The sequence below is a fragment of the Streptomyces sp. NPDC004126 genome, assembly GCF_050275515.1.
In the GTDB taxonomy this organism is placed as follows: domain Bacteria; phylum Actinomycetota; class Actinomycetes; order Streptomycetales; family Streptomycetaceae; genus Streptomyces.
In genome coordinates this window covers 83,312-101,647 of the sequence record NZ_JBNNPF010000002.1, presented here as the reverse complement: position 1 = coordinate 101,647, position 18,336 = coordinate 83,312, and the positions used below count along the sequence as shown (strand labels likewise).

The window sequence follows — 18,336 nt, the reverse complement described above, 5'->3', positions numbered from 1 at the left end:
GGAAATGATCAGTACATTCGGCTCGGACAGCAGTCCGACCACGGCACGACGAGGCTTGGAGACCCCGATGGAACGCCCCGCCTGGGCCCCGCCAGGCATCGACATATCGGTGCCCAGTGTGTCCCGCATCTACGATTACTACCTGGGCGGCTCCCACAATTTCGAGGTCGACCGGCAGGCCGCCCGCCGTGCCATGGAGTTCATGCCGGGTCTGCCCAAGATCATGCAGGCGAACCGGGCCTTCATGCGCCGCGCCGTCCGGCACGCCGTGGCCGAGGGCGTCACCCAGTTCCTCGACATCGGCTCCGGCATCCCGACCTTCGGCAACGTCCACGAGATCGCCCGGGCCGCCAGCCCCGAGGCCCGCGTCGTCTACGTGGACCACGACCCGGTGGCCGTCGCCCACAGCCGCGCCGTCCTGGCCGGGGACGACCGCACCGGCATCGTCCCCGCGGACCTGCGCAAGCCGAAGGACATCCTCGGCTCCGCCGAGGTCGGCCGGCTGCTGGACCTGGAACGGCCCGTCGCGCTGCTGCTCGTCGCCGTACTGCACTTCCTGGAGGACACCGACCGGCCGTACGAGGCCGTCGCCGAGCTGCGCGACGCGCTGGCCCCGGGCAGCATGCTGGTCCTCACCCACGCCTCCTACGAGGGCATCCCGCTCACCGAGGAGGTCGCGGGCGGGGCCGTCGGCGTCTACCGCGACATCCGCAACCCGCTCGTCATGCGCAGCCACGAGCAGATCACCGGCTTCTTCGACGGGTTCGAGCTGCTGGAGCCGGGCCTGGTGTCCATGCCCGACTGGCGCCCCGAGAACACCGGGCCCCTCGCGGACGGCGAGGAGCCGGAGGACCCGTACGCCTTCTCGGGCTACGGCGGCGTGGGACGCAAGGCGTGAGACTCCCCGCCCCGACGCCGCCGCCCGCCGGACCGCGCCCGGCCGGCCCCGCCTCCGCGACGCCCGCCCCCGGCACCCCCGGTCCCGGCTCCGCCCCCGCCCCCGCCGGGGCGGGGACCACCGGGCGCCAGGTGCCCCCGCAGGCCGAGCCGGAACCCGCCCCGCAGCCCGGCCCGCACCAGGGCCGGGCGCCGGTGCGTGAACTGCGCAGCGGGCTGGAGGACCGGATCGCCCGCTTCGCCACCATCTGGGGCCGGGCGATCTTCCCCGTCACGGCCACCTCCCTGACCCGCCCCGAGTTCGAGCGGCACCTCGTCCCCCTCACCCGGACCCTGACCGAGGCCCTGCACGCCCGCCCCTTCGACGCGGGCGTCGCCCAGGGCGTGGGCGCCGAGCTCGTCGCCGTGCACTGCACCGATCCCGAGGCGCTCGCCGGCACCCTCGGCGTGGTCGAGTCCTACCTCGTGCTCTACTGCGGGCCCGACGGCGCCGGGACCGAGGGCAGGGAGGAGTACCGCTCCCGCTGCGCCCGGCTCCAGCACGGCATAGCCGCCGGCTTCGCCCGCGCGCTGCGCGAACGCACCCTGCGGGAGCAGGAGGCCATCGCCCGCTCCGCGCTCACCGCCCGGACCGACGCCCAGCAGGCCCTGCACGCCAGCGAGGAGCGCTTCCGGGCGGTCTTCGAGGGCGCGGCCGTCGGCATCGGCATCGCCGACCTCGACGGCAACGTCCTGGAGGTCAACGACACCCTGCTGAAGATGTTCGGCGGCCTGGAAGGCCACGTCCGCAGCCGCAACGTCAGCGAATGGGGCCACCCCGACGACACCCCGCACGTCTGGCGGATGTACGGGGAGCTCGTGCGCGGCGAACGCGAGCACTACCGCGTCGAGAAGCCCTACTACCGCCACGACGGCACCGTGCTGTGGACCAACCTGACGGTGTCCCTGCTGCGCGACGCCGACGGAGTGCCCCAGTACCAGCTGGCCCTGATGGAGGACACCACCGAACGCCGGCTGCTCAACCTCAGGCTGCGCTACGAGGCCACCCACGACGCGCTGACCGGGCTGCCCAACCGCACCCTGTTCTTCGAGCGGCTGGAGAAGGCCCTGGGCGGCGCCCCCGGCAGCCGCTTCGGCCTGTGCTACCTCGACCTGGACGGCTTCAAGACGGTCAACGACAGCCTCGGCCACTCCGCGGGGGACCGGCTCCTCGTCGAGGTCGCCGACCGGCTGCAGAGCTGCGCCACCGGACCGGGCGAGGTCGTGGCCCGGCTCGGCGGCGACGAGTTCGTGGCCCTCACCACCGGCCCCGCCGCCGGCACCGGCGAAGACCCCGGCGAGAAGGTGACCGACCTCGCGGTGCGCATCCTGTCCGCGCTCTCCACCCCCATCCGGCTGGAGGGCCGGGAGCTGTCGGTGCGCGGCAGCATCGGCATCGTCCAGGGCCGCGCGGGGGAGCGCACCCCCGCGGAGGTGCTGCGCAGCGCCGACATCACCATGTACCGGGCCAAGGCGGCGGGAGGCAACCGCTTCGAGTTCGCCGACGCGGAGGCCGACGCCCGCGCCATCACCCGCCACGGCCTGACCAACGCCCTGCCGGCGGCGCTGGAACGCGGCGAGTTCTTCATCGAGTACCAGCCCCTGGTGCACATGCACGACGGCAGCGTGCACGGCGCGGAGGCGCTGGTGCGCTGGTCGCACCCCCAGTACGGGGTGCTCGGCCCGGACCGGTTCATCCCGCTCGCCGAGCGGACCGGGCTGATCGTGCCGCTCGGGCGCTGGGTGCTGGAGGAGTCCGTCCGCCAGGCCCGCAACTGGCAGCGCCAGCACGGCGGGGCCGCCCTGCGCGTCAACGTCAACCTCTCCCCGACCCAGCTCCACCACCCCGGCCTGGTCGCCGACACCGTCCGGGTGCTGGAGGCCTCCGGGCTCGCCCCGGGCGCCCTGTGCCTGGAGGTCACCGAGTCGGCCCTGATCGGGGCCGACGACGAGCTCCTCGAACCGCTGCGCCGGCTCGCCGCGCTCGGCGTGGACATCGCCCTCGACGACTTCGGCACCGGCTACTCGAACCTGGCCAACCTGCGCCGCCTCCCGGTCAGCGTCCTGAAGCTGGACCGCTCCTTCACCCAGGGGATGCAGCAGCAGCCGGCCGACCCCGTCGACGTCAAGATCGTGGAGGGCATCGTCTCGCTGGCCCACAGCCTGGAACTGGCGGTGACCGTGGAAGGGGTGGAGACCGGCGCCCAGGCGGCCCAGCTCCGCGCCCTCGGCTGCGACACCGCCCAGGGCTGGTACTACGCCCGCCCCGGCGCCCCGGACCGGATCCACGCCCTCTCCCTCTCGGACGCGGTCCCCACCCCCTGAGCCGGCCCCCGGCCGGGGCCGGGTCCGGGCGGGGTCAGCCCCAGGCCGGCCTCCGTCCCCCGGCCGGGCTCGCGCACCGCGGCCAGGACCCGCCGGTGCCGCTCGGTGGTGTCGGCCAGTACCCGCGCGGCCGCCGGCAGCCGCTCGGCCTCGTAGACGTCGAGGACCTGCGCACCGGCCTCCCCGGTCAGGGCCGCGCCCAGGGTCCGGCCGAGGGCCATCGCGTCCTGGATCCCGGTGTTCATCCCGAGCCCGCCGGCCACCGAGTGGACGTGGGCCGCGTCCCCGGCGAGGAAGGCGCGGCCCTCGCGCATGCGGGCGGCCATGCGGACGTTGACCCGCCAGGTGGAGAGCCAGTCCGCCCCGGTGAGCCGTATCCCCTCCATCCGGGCGTGCCGGTCGAAGAGCCGCTGGAAGCCCTCCGGCGAGGGCGGCACCGGGTCGCCGCCGGCGTCCCGCTCGGGTGAGGCCTGGAGCTGGAACACCGGCGTCCCGGGTATCGGACAGAGCATCATGGCCCCGCCGTCCGAGGTGAACCACTGGTGCCAGACGTCCCGGCTCAGGGCCGGGGCCGTCACGTCGCCCAGCACCATCGTCTCGGTCTCCTCCGTGGTCCCCTCGAAGGCGATGCCGAGCAGCCCCCGGGTCGTGCTCCGGCCGCCGTCGCAGCCGGCGAGGTACCCGGCGCGGACCGCGCCGCCGTCCGCCAGCCGCGCGGTCACCCCCTCGGGGTCCTGTTCGATCCCGGTGACCCTGGCCCCGTGCTCCACGCGGACCCCGAGGGAGGCGAGGTGTTCGCGGAGGACCTCCTCGATCTGCCACTGCCCCATGAACAGGAGGTCCGCCGGCCGCGTGTCGTTGACGTGCGTGCCGTCGAAGTACTTGCGCAGCACCAGCTCCCGGCCCACCTCGGAGATCCGCCCGAGCACGCCGAGGTCCGCCATCGCGTCGAGGCCGTCCCGGTTGAGGCTCTTGCCGCGGGACTCGCGGTGCGGACCGGGCCGCTGGTCGAGCACCCGGACCGGGATGCCGCGGCGGGCGAGGTCGCAGGCCAGGGTGAGTCCCGTGGGTCCGGAGCCCACGATCAGTACGTCGCTCATCGGAGTGTCCTCTCGTCGGTGCCGAATCGCTCGATGAACCAAGGAAAGCGCGACCCGGGCAAAAAAGCAATCCGGTTACGAAATTAACCTGGTCATTGTTTTCGTGGTACGGTGGGGGCATGGAGAACACCACGGGTTCGCGCACGGGACTGCGCGAGAGCAAGAAGGCGCGTACGCGGCAGCAGTTGGCCGCCACCGCGCTCGAACTCTTCCTGGAACGCGGCTTCGACGCCGTGTCGGTGGCCGACGTCGCCGCCGCGGCCGAGGTGTCCAAGCCCACCCTGTTCCGGTACTTCCCGAGCAAGGAGGACCTGGTCCTCGACCGGTTCGCCGACCACCAGGACGAGGCGGCCCGGATCGTCCGCGACCGGCCGCAGGGCCTGACCCCGGTGCGGGCGGTCCACGAGCACTTCCTGGCGGCCCTCGCCGAGCGGGACCCCATCACCGGGCTCTGCGACCACCCGGACGTGCTCGCCTTCCAGGAGCTGCTCTACTCCACCGCCGGCCTGCAGGCGCGGATCGCCCACTACACGGCCGGCGAGGTGGAAGCGCTCGCTGCCGTCCTGGAGACGGAGGAGGTCCCGCCGTTCACCGCGCGGCTCGCGGCGCTGCACCTGGTGACCGTCCGCCACGAGCTGGGCCGGGACAACTGGCGCCGGATCTCCGCCGGCCAGAGCGCCGACGCGGCCTACCCCGCCGCCGTCGCCGAAGCCGACGGGGCCTTCGCCATGCTGGCCGACGGCCTCGACCGGACCCTCGGGCCGCTCATACCCTCCTGACACCGGCGGACGGAACCGTCGGGAAGCCGGGTCGCGGAGGCAGGTGAGTGCATGGTCGCCAGGTATGTCACCGAACCGGTCGGGGCGTTGGAGCGCCACGGCGAACGGCCCGCCATCGGCGCCGGCGCCGAGGTCCTGCGGTTCCGCGAGGTACTGGACGCTGTGTACCGGCTGGCCGGAGCACTGCACGACGCCGGCGTCCCGCGGGGCACGGGCCCGGCCTGCGTGACGGGCGGCAACCCGCCACAAGCGCTGCTGGTGCGGCTCGCCGCGCACGTGCTGGGCGCGCGGCTGACCCAGGTCGTGCGCGGTCCGGCCGTGCACGGCGTGGAGTTCATCCTGCGGGACTGCCGCCCCGGCCCGGTGGTGCACGACGTCCCGCTGCCGGACACCGGCGCGCCCCGGCTCGGCCTCCACGCACTGCTCGCGGCGGCGGCCGCCGCCTGCCGCCGCCTGGGCCGGGTGTCCACGTACCTGACGCCCCGATGCTCTACCGGCTGCTGGACGACCCGCCGACCGCCGCGGGGATCCCGGGCCTGGAGGCCGTCTCGTACGGCGCCTCGCCCGTCCTCCCCGGGCGCCTGCGCGAGGCCGTGACCCGGTGGGGCGTGCGGTGGCGGCAGGGCTACGGGATGAACGAGGCCGCGGTGATCTGCCGGCTCACCCCCGACGACCACGACGCGGCGGTGGCCGGCCGCCCCGAGCTGCTGGCATCGGCACGGCTGCCGCCGCGGCCTGCGACCTCGTGGAGCGGGACCTGGCCCCGGCCCACCGCCCGACCGCCGTGTTCTGGGAACGGGAGATCCCCCTGACCGGCCGCGGCAAACCCGACAAACGACTCCTGCGCCGACGCGCGGCGGCCGGGCCGCCGGGACCGGCCCCCGCCGGGGTGATCCGGCCCGGTGCAGGCCGACGAGGACACCGCACGGGACGTGATCCCACCGGTTCGACGAGGTCGGCCGGACGGGGAAGCGGACGGCCCGGCCCGGAGCGTGATGCCGGGCTCAACCCCATGGGGCTTCAGCCGCCGCGACCACACCGCCCCGCGACGCGCTTACAGCCCCTGGACGATCAGCCGCTTGCTGTCGGTGTTGCGGATGCGCAGCGGAGCGATCGCCCGGTACTCCGGCGAATCGTTCCACGCCCGCGCGGCAGCCACGTCCGGGAACTCCACGAGCACGATCTGCCCGGGCTCCCAGCCGCCCTCCACGACCTCGACGTCGCCGCCCCGGGCGAGGTACCTGCCACCGTAGGGCTCCAACGTCGCGGCGACCTGGGAGCGGTACTCGGCCAGTTCCTCGGGGTCACCGGTCAGTTGCACATCGGCGATCAGATAAGCAGTCATGGGACCGACCCTATCCAGGACGGGCAGCGCCGTGATCACCAACCCGGCGAACGTTCACGGTCAGGGCGTCAGGCGTCCGGGAACCAGGAGCGGCCCGCCGCCCAGTGGGCCGCCCAGCCCGTGAAGCCGGGGGTGCCGGGCAGCACGGCGTCGGGGGAGTCCGGGCCGAAGGGCATGGCGCCCTCGCCCGCGATCTGCCAGACGTGGCCGCGCTGCGGGCCGGTGACGACCAGGTGCCAGTACATGCCGCAGCCGTCGGTGCCCAGCAGCAACGAGCCGTGGTCGAAGACCGGGTCCGTCAGGGCCTCGAACTCCTCCTCCGACATTTCGGCCTCGTCGTCCTCCGCCTCCCACAGCCATGCCGCCGTGAGCGGGAAGGGTTCGGCGAGCAGGCGTTCGGGGCGGCCGGAGCCCCAGTCCGGGGGCGTCTGGGCGAGCGGCAGCAGGCCGTAGTACGGCGGTCCGGCGCGCAGCCCGTCGCAGATCTCCGCCACGAACGTGCGGTAGGGCTCCGGCAGCACGATGCCGTGCTCCGCCTCGAAGGACCGCACCGCCTCCCAGCCGGCCGGCGCCGCGGCTCCGGGACGGGAAAGGAAGATCTCCCGGAGGGCGGCGAGCTCCGCGGGATCGGCAGTTTCCGTGTTCATGCCGGCCATCATGCAAGAGCCGCGAGACGGGCCGGGCTCCCGGCCCCGGCCCCGGTCCGCTCCCGGCCCCGGCCCCGGTCCGCTCCCGGCCCCGGCCCCGGTCCGCTCCCGGCCCCGGTCCGGCCCCGGTCCGCTCCCGGCCCCCGCCCCGCCGGGTCGCTCAGTCGCCGACCAGCATGCGCTTCAGTTCGCGCGCCGCCCGCGGGGGCGCCACGTCCGTGCGGTGGGCCAGGGCGATGGTGCGGCGCAGCGGGGAGCCCGCGAGGCGGGTGGCGCGCAGGCCCGGTCCGGCGTGGTCCACGACCATGGCCGGGACCACCGCGATGCCCAGCCCGGCCCGGACGAAGCCTAGGACCGCGTCCATCTCCCCGCCCTCCACCGTGAACACCGGTTCGAACCCGGCGGCCCGGCACGCCGCAACCGTCAGGTCCCGCAGGTCGTAGCCGTGGCGGAACATCACCATCGGCTCCCCGCGCAGATCGGCGATGGCCGGCTCCCCGCCGCCCGCCGGGGGCGGGAGGTCCGCGGACGAGACCACCACCAGGTCCTCCGTCAGCAGCTCCACCGTGGTCAGGGAGGGGGCCGACGGGGGCAGCGGCAGCGCGATCAGGGCCAGGTCCAGCACCCCGCGCGCGAGTTCCCGTACGAGGTCCAGCGACCCGCTCTCCTCGATCAGCAGCTCGATACCCGGGTGCGCCGTGTGGAAGGCCCGCAGCACCCCCGGCAGCAGGCCGGTGCACACGCTCGGGGTCGCCCCCAGACGCACCCGGCCGCGCCGCAGCTGTGCCAGCTCCTGCACCTCCAGCCGCGCCGTGTCCGCGTCCGCGAGGATCCGCCGCGCCAGCGGCAGCAGCGCCTCGCCCGCGTCCGTCAGCGCGATGTTCCCCCGCGCCCGGCTGAACAGTTCGGCGCCCAGCTCCCGTTCGAGCGCCTTGATCTGCTGGGACAGCGAAGGCTGTGCCACGTGCTCCCGCTCGGCGGCGCGCGTGAAGTGCCGGGTCTCGGCGACGGCCACGAAATAGACCAGCTGCTGGAACTGCATGCCTCCAGGCTACCGCCATCCATAGGCGCTGACTATCGCGATCAGCTCCACCATGTCTTGGACCTCTCGGGACCTTGGTCCTTACCGTCGACGGCATGGCTCTGGCAACGCGGACGGATCGACGGCCGTCCACCACGCGCACGCTCTGGGACTCCACCGTCGGCAAGAAGTCCGTGATGGCCGCATCAGGCCTGGTGATGCTCGGCTACCTCGTCGTGCACATGCTCGGCAACCTGAAGATCTTCTTCGGGGCGGACGAGTTCAACGGCTACGCCCACTGGCTGCGCACCCTCGGTGCCCCCTTCCTGCACCACGAGTGGGCCCTGTGGATCGTCCGCGTCGTCCTGGTCGCCGCCGTCGTCGCCCACGCCGTCTGCGCCTACCAGCTCAGCCGCCGCGACATCAGGGCCCGACCGGTCAAGTACGCCCGCAAGCGCCGCCGCGCGAGCTACGCCACCCGCACCATGCGCTGGGGCGGCGTCATCCTCGGCCTCTTCATCGTCTGGCACCTCCTCGACCTGACCACCCTCACCGTCAACGAGCGGGCCTGGGCCGGCCACCCCTACGAGAACGTCCTCTCGACCTTCTCCACCTGGTACGGCAACACGATCTACATCGTGGCCATGGCAGCCCTCGGACTGCACGTCCGGCACGGATTCTGGAGCGCCGCCCAGACCCTCGGCGCGGGCAACGCCCGGCGCGACCGTGCCCTGAAGTCCCTGGCCAACGGGCTGGCCCTCGCCCTCTTCGCGGGCTTCGTGTCCGTCCCCGTCGCCGTCATGACCGGAGTCGTGAGCTGACCATGAGCACCGAGTACGCCGCCTACACCACAGGCGACCCCATCGCCGACACCAAGGCCCCCGACGGCCCCATCGCCGAACGCTGGGACCGCCGCCGCTTCGAGGCGAAGCTGGTCAACCCGGCCAACCGCCGCAAGCACACCGTGATCGTCGTCGGCACCGGCCTGGCGGGCGGTGCCGCCGGCGCGACCCTCGCCGAGCAGGGCTACCACGTGGTCCAGTTCTGCTTCAGCGACTCCCCGCGCCGCGCCCACTCCATCGCCGCCCAGGGCGGCATCAACGCCGCCAAGAACTACCGCAACGACGGGGACTCCGTACACCGGCTCTTCTACGACACCGTCAAGGGCGGCGACTTCCGCGCCCGCGAGTCCAACGTCCACCGCCTCGCCCAGATCTCCGTGGAGATCATCGACCAGTGCGTGGCCCAGGGCGTCCCCTTCGCCCGCGAGTACGGCGGCCTCCTCGACACCCGCTCCTTCGGCGGCGTCCAGGTCTCCCGCACCTTCTACGCCCGCGGCCAGACCGGCCAGCAGCTGCTGCTCGGCGCCTACCAGGCGCTGTCCCGGCAGATCGCCGCCGGCAACGTCGAGCTGCACGCCCGCACCGAGATGCTCGACCTGATCACCGTCGACGGGGTGGCCCGCGGCATCGTCGCCCGCGACCTGGTCACCGGCAGCATCGACACGTACTACGCCGACGCCGTGGTCCTGGCCAGCGGCGGCTACGGCAACGTCTTCTACCTCTCCACCAACGCCATGAACTCCAACGCGACCGCCGTGTGGCGGGCGCACCGGCGCGGCGCGTACTTCGCCAACCCCTGCTTCACCCAGATCCACCCCACCTGCATCCCGCGCACCGGCGACCACCAGTCCAAGCTCACCCTGATGAGCGAGTCCCTGCGCAACGACGGCCGCATCTGGGTCCCGAAGGCCAAGGGCGACACCCGCCCCGCCGCCGAGATCCCCGAAGCCGAGCGGGACTACTACCTGGAGCGGATCTACCCCTCCTTCGGCAACCTCGTCCCCCGCGACATCGCCTCCCGCGCCGCGAAGAACGTCTGCGACGAGGGCCGCGGCGTCGGCCCCGGCGGCCAGGGCGTCTACCTCGACTTCGCCGACGCCATCCGCCGCATGGGCCGCGACAAGGTCGCCGAGAAGTACGGCAACCTCTTCGAGATGTACGCGCGGATCACCGCGGAGGACCCGTACGAGGTCCCGATGCGGATCTACCCGGCCGTCCACTACACGATGGGCGGACTGTGGGTCGACTACGACCTCCAGACCACCGTCCCCGGCCTGTTCGCGATCGGCGAGGCCAACTTCTCCGACCACGGCGCCAACCGCCTCGGCGCCTCCGCCCTGATGCAGGGCCTCGGCGACGGCTACTTCGTGCTCCCCTCCACCATCAACGACTACCTCGCCCGCCACCCCCACCCGGAACCGGTCGACGACAGCCACCCGGAGGCGGCCGCCGCGGTCCGCGAGACCCGCGACTGCCTCGCCAAGCTGCTCGCCGTCGACGGCGACCGCACGCCCGACTCCTTCCACCGCGAGATCGGCGAACTCATGTGGGAGTACTGCGGCATGTCCCGCACCGAGGAGGGCCTGCGCAAGGCACTCGCCCGGATCCCCGAGATCCGCGAGGAGTTCTGGCGCCGCATCAAGGTCCCCGGCAGCGGGGAGGAGTTCAACCAGTCGCTGGAGAAGGCCAACCGCATCGTCGACTACCTGGAGCTCGCCGAGCTGATGTGCCTCGACGCCCTCCACCGCGCCGAGTCCTGCGGCGGCCACTTCCGCGAGGAGTCCCAGACCCCGGACGGCGAAGCCGCCCGCCGCGACGAGGAGTTCGGCTACGCCGCCGCCTGGGAGTACCAGGGCACCGGCACCGCCCCCGTCCTGCACAAGGAAGACCTCGTCTTCGAGTACGTCCACCCCACCCAGCGGAGCTACGCATGAAGCTCACCCTGCGCGTCTGGCGCCAGCAGAACCCCGACGCCCCCGGCGCCATGGCCTCCTACGAGGTCGACGGCATATCGAAGGACATGTCCTTCCTGGAGATGCTCGACACCCTCAACGAGGACCTCATCCTGCGCGGCGAGGACCCGGTCGCCTTCGACCACGACTGCCGCGAGGGCATCTGCGGCGCGTGCAGCCTCGTCATCAACGGCGACGCCCACGGCCCCGAACGCACCACCACCTGCCAGCTCCACATGCGCTCCTTCGCCGACGGCGACACCATCGACGTCGAACCGTGGCGGGCCTCGGCCTTCCCCGTGGTCAAGGACCTCGTCGTGGACCGCAGCGCCTTCGACCGGATCATCCAGGCCGGCGGCTACATCACCGCCCCGACCGGCTCCGCCCCCGAGGCGCACGCTACCGCCGTGCCCAAGCCGGCCGCCGACTCCGCCTTCGAACACGCCGAGTGCATCGGCTGCGGCGCCTGCGTCGCGGCCTGCCCCAACGGCTCCGCGATGCTGTTCACCTCCGCCAAGATCAACCACCTGAACGTGCTCCCGCAGGGCTCGCCCGAGCGCGAGACACGGGTGCTGGACATGGTGGCGCGGATGGACGACGAGGGCTTCGGCGGCTGCACCCTGACCGGCGAATGCGCCACCGCCTGCCCCAAGGGCATCCCGCTCCCGTCGATCGCCGCGATGAACAAGGAGTGGCTCCGAGCCCTGCGCAAGGCCTGACCCGCGAACACCCCCCTGCACCCCCGCACCCCCGTACGGGCCGCCCTGGGCCGATCGGCTGACCCGATCCGCCGACCGGGCGCTCGTACGGGCCGTACGCCGCGCCGCGCCCCGGCCCCATCCGGTGCGTGGGGTTCAGTGGACCCCATGCCCCACGCCCCCGCCGGGTCCGGACCGCGCCGCCGCACCGCGCTGGCCGCCGCCCTCGCCTGCCTGGCCGCGGCCGGCTGCACGGCCGAGGACACCGCCACCCGCAGGAGGACGCCCACCCCCGCCCCAGGCCGGCCCGCCGACAAGGACGCCCTCGTCATGGTGATCCGGCACGCGGAGAAGCCCTTCGCCGGAGCCACCGGCGAGGACGACGAGGGCAACGAGGACCCCGGCTTCCTCGCCGGCCGGGGCCGCCGCCGCGCGGACGAGCTGCCCCGGCTCTTCGGCCCGGCCCACAGCGCCCGGCTGCCCCGGCCCGCCGCGCTGTTCGCGACCGGCGGGCCGCGATCCGCCCCCGCCCGGTCCAGGCAGACCCTGGCGCCCCTGGCCGCCGCCCTGCGGGTCCCCGTACGCTCGCAGTTCGCGCTCGGTGCCGAAGCAGGCCTGGCCCGGGCCGTACTGGAGGCCCGGACGCCCGTACTCGTCTGCTGGGAGGCCGCCGGGATCCCCCGCCTGGTCCACGCCCTCGGCGCGCACCACGTCATCGGCGTCCCCGCCGCCTGGCCCGACCGCTACGACCTCGTCTGGACGCTCACCCGTACGCGCGGCCAGTGGGCCTTCCGCGAACTCCCGCAGGAACTGCTGCCCGGCGACGCCTGAGCCGCCGGGGCGGCGGCTACAGCCCCAGAGCCCGCGCCAGGTAGGGGGCCGTACGGGAGTCCGGGGACGCGGCCACCGCCGACGGCGGGCCCGCGGCCGTGATCCGGCCGCCTTCCGTCCCGCCGCCCGGACCCAGGTCCACGACCCAGTCCGCGCCCGCCACCACCTCCATGTCGTGCTCCACGACCACCACCGAGTGCCCCGCGTCCACCAGCCCGTGCAACTGCCGCAGCAGCACCCGCACATCGGCCGGGTGCAGCCCCGTCGTCGGCTCGTCCAGCAGGTACAGGGTGTGGTCGCGGCGCAGCCGCTGCAGCTCCGTCGCCAGCTTGATGCGCTGCGCCTCGCCGCCCGACAGCTCCGTCGCGGGCTGCCCCAGCCGCAGGTAGCCCAGCCCGATCTCCTCCAGCGCCCGCAGGCTGCGCGCCGCCGCCGGGACCTCCGCGAAGAACCCGGCCGCCGCCTCCACGGTCAGGCCCAGCACCTCCGCGATGGTCAGCCCCGCGTAACGCACCTCCAGCGTCTCGGCGTTGTACCGGGCCCCCGCGCAATCCGGGCACGGGGCGTACGTACTGGGCAGGAACAGCAGCTCCACCGAGACGAAGCCCTCGCCCTGGCAGGTCTCGCAGCGCCCGCCCGGCACGTTGAAGGAGAACCGGCCCGCCTTCCAGCCGCGCGCCCGCGCCTCGGGGGCCGCCGTGAACAGCTTGCGCACCACGTCGAACAGGCCCGTGTACGTGGCCAGGTTCGAGCGCGGGGTCCGCCCGATCGGCTTCTGGTCCACCTCCACCAACCGCCGCACCGGAAAGCCCGGTTCGGCCAGCCGTCCCGCGACCTCGCCCGCCAGCACCTGCCCCACCAGCGTGGACTTCCCCGAACCGGACACCCCCGTCACCGCCGTGAACACCCCGAGCGGGAACTCCACGTCCACACCCCGCAGGTTGTGCCGCTCCACGCCCGACAGCCGGATCCCGCCGGAGGCCGCGCGCGGGGTCCTCCCGCCGCCGGACGCCGGCGGCGCGAACAGGTGCCGCGCCGTCGCCGACTCCGCGACGGCCGCCAGCTCCGCCGGAGGCCCGCTGTACAGCACCCGCCCGCCGTGCTCCCCGGCCAGCGGCCCCACGTCCACCACCCAGTCGGCGCGGCGCACCACGTCCAGGTGGTGCTCCACGACGAAGACGGTGTTCCCGGCCCGCTTCAACCGTTCCAGCACGCCGAGCAGCGCCTCGGTGTCCGCCGGATGCAGCCCCGCCGACGGTTCGTCCAGTACGTACACCACCCCGAACAGCCCCGACCGCAGCTGGGTGGCCAGCCGCAGCCGCTGGAGCTCGCCCGCCGACAGGCTCGGCGCGGTCCGGTCCAGGCTCAGGTAGCCGAGCCCGAGCTCCGCCACCGGAGCGATCCGCGCCCGCAGGTCCCCGGCCAGCACCCGCGCCGCCCCGTCCGCCGCCGGCGCGGCGGCCAGTACGCCGTCCAGGTCGCCCAGCGCCAGGGCCGCCAGCTCCGCGATCGTGCGGCCCGCGAAGGTCACCGCCAGCGCCTCCGGCCGCAGCCTGCGCCCCTCGCACACGGGGCACGGGGCATCGGTGAGGAACTTCTCCGCGCGCGCCCGCAGCGTGGCGCTCCTGGTGTCGGAGAACGTCCGCATCACGTAGCGGTGGGCGCTCGTGTACGTGCCCTGGTAGGGCCGTTGGATCCGGTCGGCCTCCCGCACCGGGTGCACGGTGACCACCGGCTGCTCCTCGGTGAACAGGATCCACTCGCGGTCCTCGGCCGGCAGCTCCCGCCAGGGCCGGTCCACGTCGTGGCCGAGCACGTCGAGGATGTCGCGCAGGTTCTTGCCCTGCCAGGCGCCCGGCCAGGCCGCGATGGCTCCTTGACGGATCGACAGGCCCGGGTCCGGGACGAGGAGTTCCTCGCTGGTGCGGTGGATCCGGCCCAGTCCGTGGCAGGACGGGCAGGCGCCCGCGGCCGTGTTGGGGGAGAAGGCGTCCGAGTCGAGCCGCTCCGCGCCCGGCGGATAGGTGCCGGCCCGCGAGTACAGCATCCGCAGGGAGTTGGAGAGCATCGTCACCGTCCCCACCGAGGACCGCGACCCCGGGGCGGACCGGCGCTGCTCCAGGGAGACCGCGGGCGGCAGCCCGGTCACCGAGTCCACCTTCGGGGCGCCGATCTGGTGGATCAGCCGGCGCGCGTAGGGGGCCACGGACTCGAAGTACCGGCGCTGCGCCTCGGCGTAGAGGGTGCCGAAGGCCAGGGAGCTCTTCCCGGAGCCGGAGACCCCGGTGAAGACGGTCAGGGTGTCGCGCGGGATGTCCACGTTGACCCCGCGCAGGTTGTGCTCCCGGGCACCGCGTACCCGTACGCAGGGATCGGGGGCGTCCGGCCGGCCGGGCTCGGCGGGGGTGTCGGGGGAGTGGTGCATTCGCCCCAGTTTAGAGCCCCGGGCCCCGGGGCTCGCCCCGGCTCAGCCCGGTGATCCGGGCCAGCCGGGTGAAGGAGTCCAGCAGGGCCGTGCGGTCGTACGTGGAGGTGGTGACCAGCAGCTCGTCCGCCCCGGTGGCCTCGGCGGCCCCGGCCAGGGCGGCGGCCACCTGCTCCTCCGTGCCGGCGATGTGCCCGGACAGGGCGCCCTCGTACAGCTCCCGCTCCTTCGTGGTCATCTCCAGCGCCGCGACCTCCTCCGCCGGGAGCAGGGGCGGGAAGCTGCCCCGGGTCCGGGAGCGGGCCAGCGCCCAGGCCTCGGGGAGCAGGATCCGCCGGGCGGCCTCCTCGGTGGCGGCGACCGCGACCGTCCCGGACACCACCACGTACGGCTGCGCCGCCCACGGGGACGGCCGGAACTCCTCGCGGTACCGGCGCACCGCCTCCGCCACCCTGGTGCGGCCCCGCAGGTCGCCGACCACCACCGGGAGCCCGGCCCGGGCGGCGATCCCCGCGCCCTCGCCGGTGGCCAGGACGAACGGCGGGATCCGCAGCCCCTCGGCGGGCCGGGCGTGCACCTCGGGGTGGGCGCGCTGGGTGCCGTCGATCCAGCCGAGCAGCTCGGCCAGCTGCTCCTCGAATCGGTCGGCGTCGGCGGTGTCCCGGCCCAGGGCGCGGCGGATGCCGCCGGTGAAGCCGACGGAACGGCCGAGGCCCATGTCGATCCGGCCGGGGAAGAGGGCCTCCAGGACGCCGAACTGCTCCGCGACGACGAGGGGTTGGTGGTTGGGCAGCATCACGCCGCCGGTGCCGACCCGGATCCGCCGGGTGGCGGCGGCCACGGCGGCGGCGAGCACGGTGGGCGCGGAGCCGGCGACGCCGGGCACGCTGTGGTGCTCCGACACCCAGAAGCGGTGGTAGCCCAGCCCGTCCGCCGCGCGGGCCAGTTCCACGGTGTCGCGCAGGGCCTCGGGGGCGGGGTGCCCCTCGCGGGTGCGGGACCGGTCGAGGATCGAGACTTTTCGGATCACACCCGTCTCAACGCGCGGCGGCGGCGGTGATTCCCCGGCCCGGGGGGTGTGCCGTCCGGTTGTCGTACCGGACGCCTAGGCTGCGGGCATGACACAGACCCCGTCCCGCCCTCCGCTGGCCGTCTTCGACATCGACAACACCCTTGCGGACACCGGTCACCGCCAGCACTTCCTGGAGGGCCGCCCCCGCGACTGGGCGGGGTTCTTCGGCGCGGCGCCGGCCGATCCGCCGCTGGCCCGGGGCGTGGCGCTGGCGGTGGAGAGTGCGGCCGACTGCGAGGTGGCGTACCTGACCGGGCGGCCCGAGCGGTGCCGCGCCGACACCGAGGACTGGCTGGCCCGGCACGGGCTGCCGGAGGGCCGGGTGTGGATGCGCGGCGACCAGGACCGGCGGCCGGCCCGGCTGACGAAGCTGGAGGTGCTCCGGCGCATCGCCCGGGGGCGCGAGGTGCGGGTGCTGGTCGACGACGACGAACTCGTCTGCGAGGCCGCGCGTGCGGCCGGGTTCCGGGTGCGGCTGGCGGACTGGGCGGCGGACGCGCCGGAGCTCAAGCAGGCGCAGGAGGGCGAGGGCCGCACCTGACGGCCCGCCGGCCCCGCGTGCCCGCTCGCGCCCGTCCGCCCGCCGTCGTGCTTGCCGTTCCTCAGTCCTCGCCGTCGAGGCGGAAGCCCACCTTCAGTCCGACCTGGTAGTGCGCGACCTGCCCGTTCTCGATGTGTCCGCGCATCTGCGTGACCTCGAACCAGTCCAGGTTGCGCAGGGTCTGCCCCGCGCGGGCGATCCCGTTCCGGATGGCCTGATCGATGCCCTCGTGGGAGGTGCCGACGATCTCGGTCACCCGGTAGGTGTGGTTGGACATGGGGGTCTCCCGCCAGTCGTCGCTGTTGCCTTGTTCCACGGTGCCCCAGTAAGCCCCGGTCCGCGAACTATGCGTGAACAATCCCGGGCGAAAGGGGGTTGACCCGTCCATTGGTCTATGCCAATTTCAAGCCATCTGAGATCCATCCCCAGAAGGTGACCCCTCGTGAAGATGCGCTTCCTCGCCGTGTGCACGGCCCTCGCGGCCGCGACCGCCCTGACCGGCTGCGGCCAGTCGACGGGATCCGACGGAGGCTCCGACAAGGTGACCCTGTGGCTGATGAAGGGCAGCGCCTCCGAGGACTTCGTCAAGAAGTTCACCGCCGACTTCGAGAAGCAGCACCCCGGCATCGACCTGGAAGTGAAGATCCAGGAGTGGAAGGGGATCGGCGACAAGGTCAACGCCGTCCTCGGCGGCAAGTCCAAGGACCGTGCCGACGTCATCGAGGTCGGCAACACCCAGGTCGCCCAGTACGTCGAGACCGGCGGCGTCTCCGAGGTCACCCTCGAAGGCCTGCGCGAATGGGGCAGCAAGGACTGGCTCAAGGGCCTCTCCGACCCGGGAAGCGTCAACGGCGCCCAGTACGGCGTCCCCTGGTACGCCGCCAACCGGGTGGTGATCTACAACAAGGACCTGTTCGCGGCGGCCGGGATCAAGACCCCGCCCAGGAGCCGCCAGGACTGGATCGCCGCCACCCAGAAGCTCGACAAGGGCGACCAGCAGGGCATCTACCTGCCCGGCCAGAACTGGTACGTCCTCGCCGGGTTCGTCTGGGACGAGGGCGGCGACCTCGCCGTCGAGACCGGCGGCCAGTGGGTCGGCGCCCTCGACGACGAGAAGGCCCTCGCCGGAATGGACTTCTACAAGCAGCTCCAGTCCCTCGGCGACGGCCCCAAGGGCGGCGACGAGGAGACGCCCCCGCAGTCCGAGGTCTTCGCCCGCGGGCAGGTCGCCCAGATCATCGCCACCCCCGGCCAGGTCGCCCAGATCGAGGCCGCCAACCCGGCCCTCAAGGGCAAGCTCGGCTTCTTCCCCATCCCCGGCAAGACCGCCGACAAGGCAGGCGCCGTCTTCACCGGCGGATCCGACCTGATCATCCCCGAGAAGACCGCCCACCGGGCCCGCGCCGTGGACGTGATCACCGCCCTGGTCAGCGAGAAGTGGCAGACCGAACTCGCCCGCACCATGAGCTACGTCCCCAACAAGACCACCCTCGCCCGCGTGGTCGACGGCAACGACGGCGCCGCCGCCATGGCGCCCGGCGCCGCCCAGGGCCGCGCCACCCCGAAGTCCGCGCGCTGGGCCGAGGTCGAGGCCGACAACCCGATCAAGCCCTACATGACGGCCGTGCTCAGCGGCCAGGACCCCCGCCAGGCGGCGAAGGCGGCCTCCGACACCATGAGCCGGGTCCTCAACTCCGACCGCTGACCCCCGCGGGCAGGGGACCCGCCGCGGCGCCGACCGCCGAGTTCAGCCTCCGCACATCCGGGGTCCGCCGGTCGGTCATGTCGAATCCAGCCGGTCACGGAAGAAGTAGAGGAGCCG

General features: G+C 73.7%; 17 protein-coding genes. 10 read left to right on the top strand and 7 right to left on the bottom strand.

Annotation, left to right across the window (positions count from 1 at the left end; translation table 11 throughout):
- Positions 1-67 precede the first annotated feature (67 nt).
- Both ACQKM2_RS03005 and ACQKM2_RS03000 read left to right on the top strand, forming a co-directional pair.
- Positions 68-898 carry an SAM-dependent methyltransferase gene (locus ACQKM2_RS03005; RefSeq protein ID WP_427705917.1) on the top strand — a complete coding sequence of 277 codons (831 nt, stop codon included), beginning with the start codon at positions 68-70 and terminating at the stop codon, positions 896-898.
- Between the two features lie 194 nt (positions 899-1,092).
- A complete protein-coding gene (locus tag ACQKM2_RS03000; protein ID WP_427706283.1) occupies positions 1,093-3,261 on the top strand; it encodes a putative bifunctional diguanylate cyclase/phosphodiesterase in 2,169 nt (722 codons plus the stop codon).
- Here the strand turns inward: ACQKM2_RS03000 and ACQKM2_RS02995 are convergent.
- Positions 3,192-4,361 carry an FAD-dependent monooxygenase gene (locus tag ACQKM2_RS02995; RefSeq protein WP_427705915.1) on the bottom strand — a complete coding sequence of 390 codons (1,170 nt, stop codon included), beginning with the start codon at positions 4,359-4,361 and terminating at the stop codon, positions 3,192-3,194. The genes ACQKM2_RS03000 and ACQKM2_RS02995 overlap by 70 nt on opposite strands.
- A gap of 119 nt (positions 4,362-4,480) precedes the next feature.
- Here ACQKM2_RS02995 and ACQKM2_RS02990 point away from each other — a divergent pair, with 119 nt between their 5' ends.
- Together ACQKM2_RS02990 and ACQKM2_RS02985 are read left to right on the top strand one after the other, a co-directional pair.
- On the top strand, positions 4,481-5,140 hold the full coding sequence (locus tag ACQKM2_RS02990; RefSeq protein WP_427705913.1) for a TetR/AcrR family transcriptional regulator: 660 nt from the start codon (positions 4,481-4,483) through the stop codon (positions 5,138-5,140).
- Between the two features lie 51 nt (positions 5,141-5,191).
- A complete protein-coding gene (locus ACQKM2_RS02985) occupies positions 5,192-5,737 on the top strand; it encodes a hypothetical protein (RefSeq protein WP_427705911.1) in 546 nt (181 codons plus the stop codon).
- Between the two features lie 457 nt (positions 5,738-6,194).
- Here the strand turns inward: ACQKM2_RS02985 and ACQKM2_RS02980 are convergent, their stop codons facing one another.
- The 3 genes from ACQKM2_RS02980 to ACQKM2_RS02970 form a co-directional block, all read right to left on the bottom strand.
- Positions 6,195-6,485, bottom strand: a complete 291-nt coding sequence (locus tag ACQKM2_RS02980) for a DUF1330 domain-containing protein (RefSeq protein ID WP_427705909.1) — start codon at positions 6,483-6,485, stop codon at positions 6,195-6,197.
- Positions 6,486-6,553: 68 nt separating this feature from the next.
- On the bottom strand, positions 6,554-7,144 hold the full coding sequence (locus ACQKM2_RS02975; protein WP_427705907.1) for an SMI1/KNR4 family protein: 591 nt from the start codon (positions 7,142-7,144) through the stop codon (positions 6,554-6,556).
- Between the two features lie 148 nt (positions 7,145-7,292).
- Positions 7,293-8,174 (bottom strand): LysR family transcriptional regulator, encoded by an 882-nt coding sequence (locus tag ACQKM2_RS02970; RefSeq protein WP_427705905.1) that lies wholly within the window; start codon positions 8,172-8,174, stop codon positions 7,293-7,295.
- Between the two features lie 95 nt (positions 8,175-8,269).
- Here ACQKM2_RS02970 and ACQKM2_RS02965 point away from each other — a divergent pair, with 95 nt between their 5' ends.
- The 4 genes from ACQKM2_RS02965 to ACQKM2_RS02950 all read left to right on the top strand — a co-directional run bounded on the left by ACQKM2_RS02965 (position 8,270) and on the right by ACQKM2_RS02950 (position 12,476).
- Complete coding sequence (locus ACQKM2_RS02965) at positions 8,270-8,974, top strand: succinate dehydrogenase (protein ID WP_427705903.1); 705 nt, start codon at positions 8,270-8,272, stop codon at positions 8,972-8,974.
- Between the two features lie 2 nt (positions 8,975-8,976).
- Entirely contained in the window at positions 8,977-10,929 is a 1,953-nt protein-coding gene (locus ACQKM2_RS02960) for a fumarate reductase/succinate dehydrogenase flavoprotein subunit (RefSeq protein ID WP_427705901.1), read from the top strand.
- On the top strand, positions 10,926-11,666 hold the full coding sequence (locus ACQKM2_RS02955) for a succinate dehydrogenase/fumarate reductase iron-sulfur subunit (protein ID WP_007267830.1): 741 nt from the start codon (positions 10,926-10,928) through the stop codon (positions 11,664-11,666). Before ACQKM2_RS02960 ends, ACQKM2_RS02955 begins: the two co-directional genes overlap by 4 nt.
- A 147-nt stretch (positions 11,667-11,813) precedes the next feature.
- The gene (locus ACQKM2_RS02950) at positions 11,814-12,476 is read left to right on the top strand and encodes a hypothetical protein (protein WP_427705898.1); all 663 of its coding nucleotides are present in this window, start codon (positions 11,814-11,816) and stop codon (positions 12,474-12,476) included.
- Between the two features lie 16 nt (positions 12,477-12,492).
- On the opposite strand, the gene ACQKM2_RS02945 is transcribed toward ACQKM2_RS02950, so the two are convergent.
- Positions 12,493-14,901, bottom strand: coding sequence for an ABC transporter (locus tag ACQKM2_RS02945; RefSeq protein WP_427705896.1), 2,409 nt, complete (start codon positions 14,899-14,901; stop codon positions 12,493-12,495).
- Between the two features lie 10 nt (positions 14,902-14,911).
- Positions 14,912-15,931: an MsnO8 family LLM class oxidoreductase gene (locus ACQKM2_RS02940; protein ID WP_427705894.1), complete on the bottom strand. Its 1,020-nt coding sequence runs from the start codon at positions 15,929-15,931 to the stop codon at positions 14,912-14,914.
- A gap of 88 nt (positions 15,932-16,019) precedes the next feature.
- Between ACQKM2_RS02940 and ACQKM2_RS02935 the strand changes: the two genes are divergently transcribed.
- The gene (locus ACQKM2_RS02935) at positions 16,020-16,514 is read left to right on the top strand and encodes a hypothetical protein (protein WP_427705892.1); all 495 of its coding nucleotides are present in this window, start codon (positions 16,020-16,022) and stop codon (positions 16,512-16,514) included.
- 61 nt (positions 16,515-16,575) lie between these two features.
- On the opposite strand, the gene ACQKM2_RS02930 is transcribed toward ACQKM2_RS02935, so the two are convergent.
- Positions 16,576-16,791, bottom strand: a complete 216-nt coding sequence (locus tag ACQKM2_RS02930; RefSeq protein ID WP_042802362.1) for a dodecin — start codon at positions 16,789-16,791, stop codon at positions 16,576-16,578.
- Positions 16,792-16,956: 165 nt separating this feature from the next.
- On the opposite strand from ACQKM2_RS02930, the gene ACQKM2_RS02925 reads away from it, so the two are divergent.
- The gene (locus ACQKM2_RS02925; RefSeq protein WP_427705890.1) at positions 16,957-18,219 is read left to right on the top strand and encodes an extracellular solute-binding protein; all 1,263 of its coding nucleotides are present in this window, start codon (positions 16,957-16,959) and stop codon (positions 18,217-18,219) included.
- Positions 18,220-18,336: the final 117 nt, after the last annotated feature.

Bases quoted from the DNA above. Each gene is read 5' to 3' on its own strand.
- ACQKM2_RS02930 (WP_042802362.1), bottom strand. From the start codon at position 16,791: ATGTCCAACCACACCTACCGGGTGACCGAGATCGTCGGCACCTCCCAC.
- ACQKM2_RS02985 (WP_427705911.1), top strand. From the start codon at position 5,192: ATGGTCGCCAGGTATGTCACCGAACCGGTCGGGGCGTTGGAGCGCCAC.
- ACQKM2_RS02960 (WP_427705901.1), top strand. From the start codon at position 8,977: ATGAGCACCGAGTACGCCGCCTACACCACAGGCGACCCCATCGCCGAC.
- ACQKM2_RS02995 (WP_427705915.1), bottom strand. From the start codon at position 4,361: ATGAGCGACGTACTGATCGTGGGCTCCGGACCCACGGGACTCACCCTG.
- ACQKM2_RS02965 (WP_427705903.1), top strand. From the start codon at position 8,270: ATGGCTCTGGCAACGCGGACGGATCGACGGCCGTCCACCACGCGCACG.
- ACQKM2_RS02980 (WP_427705909.1), bottom strand. From the start codon at position 6,485: ATGACTGCTTATCTGATCGCCGATGTGCAACTGACCGGTGACCCCGAG.
- ACQKM2_RS02945 (WP_427705896.1), bottom strand. From the start codon at position 14,901: ATGCACCACTCCCCCGACACCCCCGCCGAGCCCGGCCGGCCGGACGCC.
- ACQKM2_RS02970 (WP_427705905.1), bottom strand. From the start codon at position 8,174: ATGCAGTTCCAGCAGCTGGTCTATTTCGTGGCCGTCGCCGAGACCCGG.
- ACQKM2_RS02955 (WP_007267830.1), top strand. From the start codon at position 10,926: ATGAAGCTCACCCTGCGCGTCTGGCGCCAGCAGAACCCCGACGCCCCC.
- ACQKM2_RS02935 (WP_427705892.1), top strand. From the start codon at position 16,020: ATGACACAGACCCCGTCCCGCCCTCCGCTGGCCGTCTTCGACATCGAC.
- ACQKM2_RS03005 (WP_427705917.1), top strand. From the start codon at position 68: ATGGAACGCCCCGCCTGGGCCCCGCCAGGCATCGACATATCGGTGCCC.
- ACQKM2_RS02975 (WP_427705907.1), bottom strand. From the start codon at position 7,144: ATGATGGCCGGCATGAACACGGAAACTGCCGATCCCGCGGAGCTCGCC.
- ACQKM2_RS02990 (WP_427705913.1), top strand. From the start codon at position 4,481: ATGGAGAACACCACGGGTTCGCGCACGGGACTGCGCGAGAGCAAGAAG.
- ACQKM2_RS02950 (WP_427705898.1), top strand. From the start codon at position 11,814: ATGCCCCACGCCCCCGCCGGGTCCGGACCGCGCCGCCGCACCGCGCTG.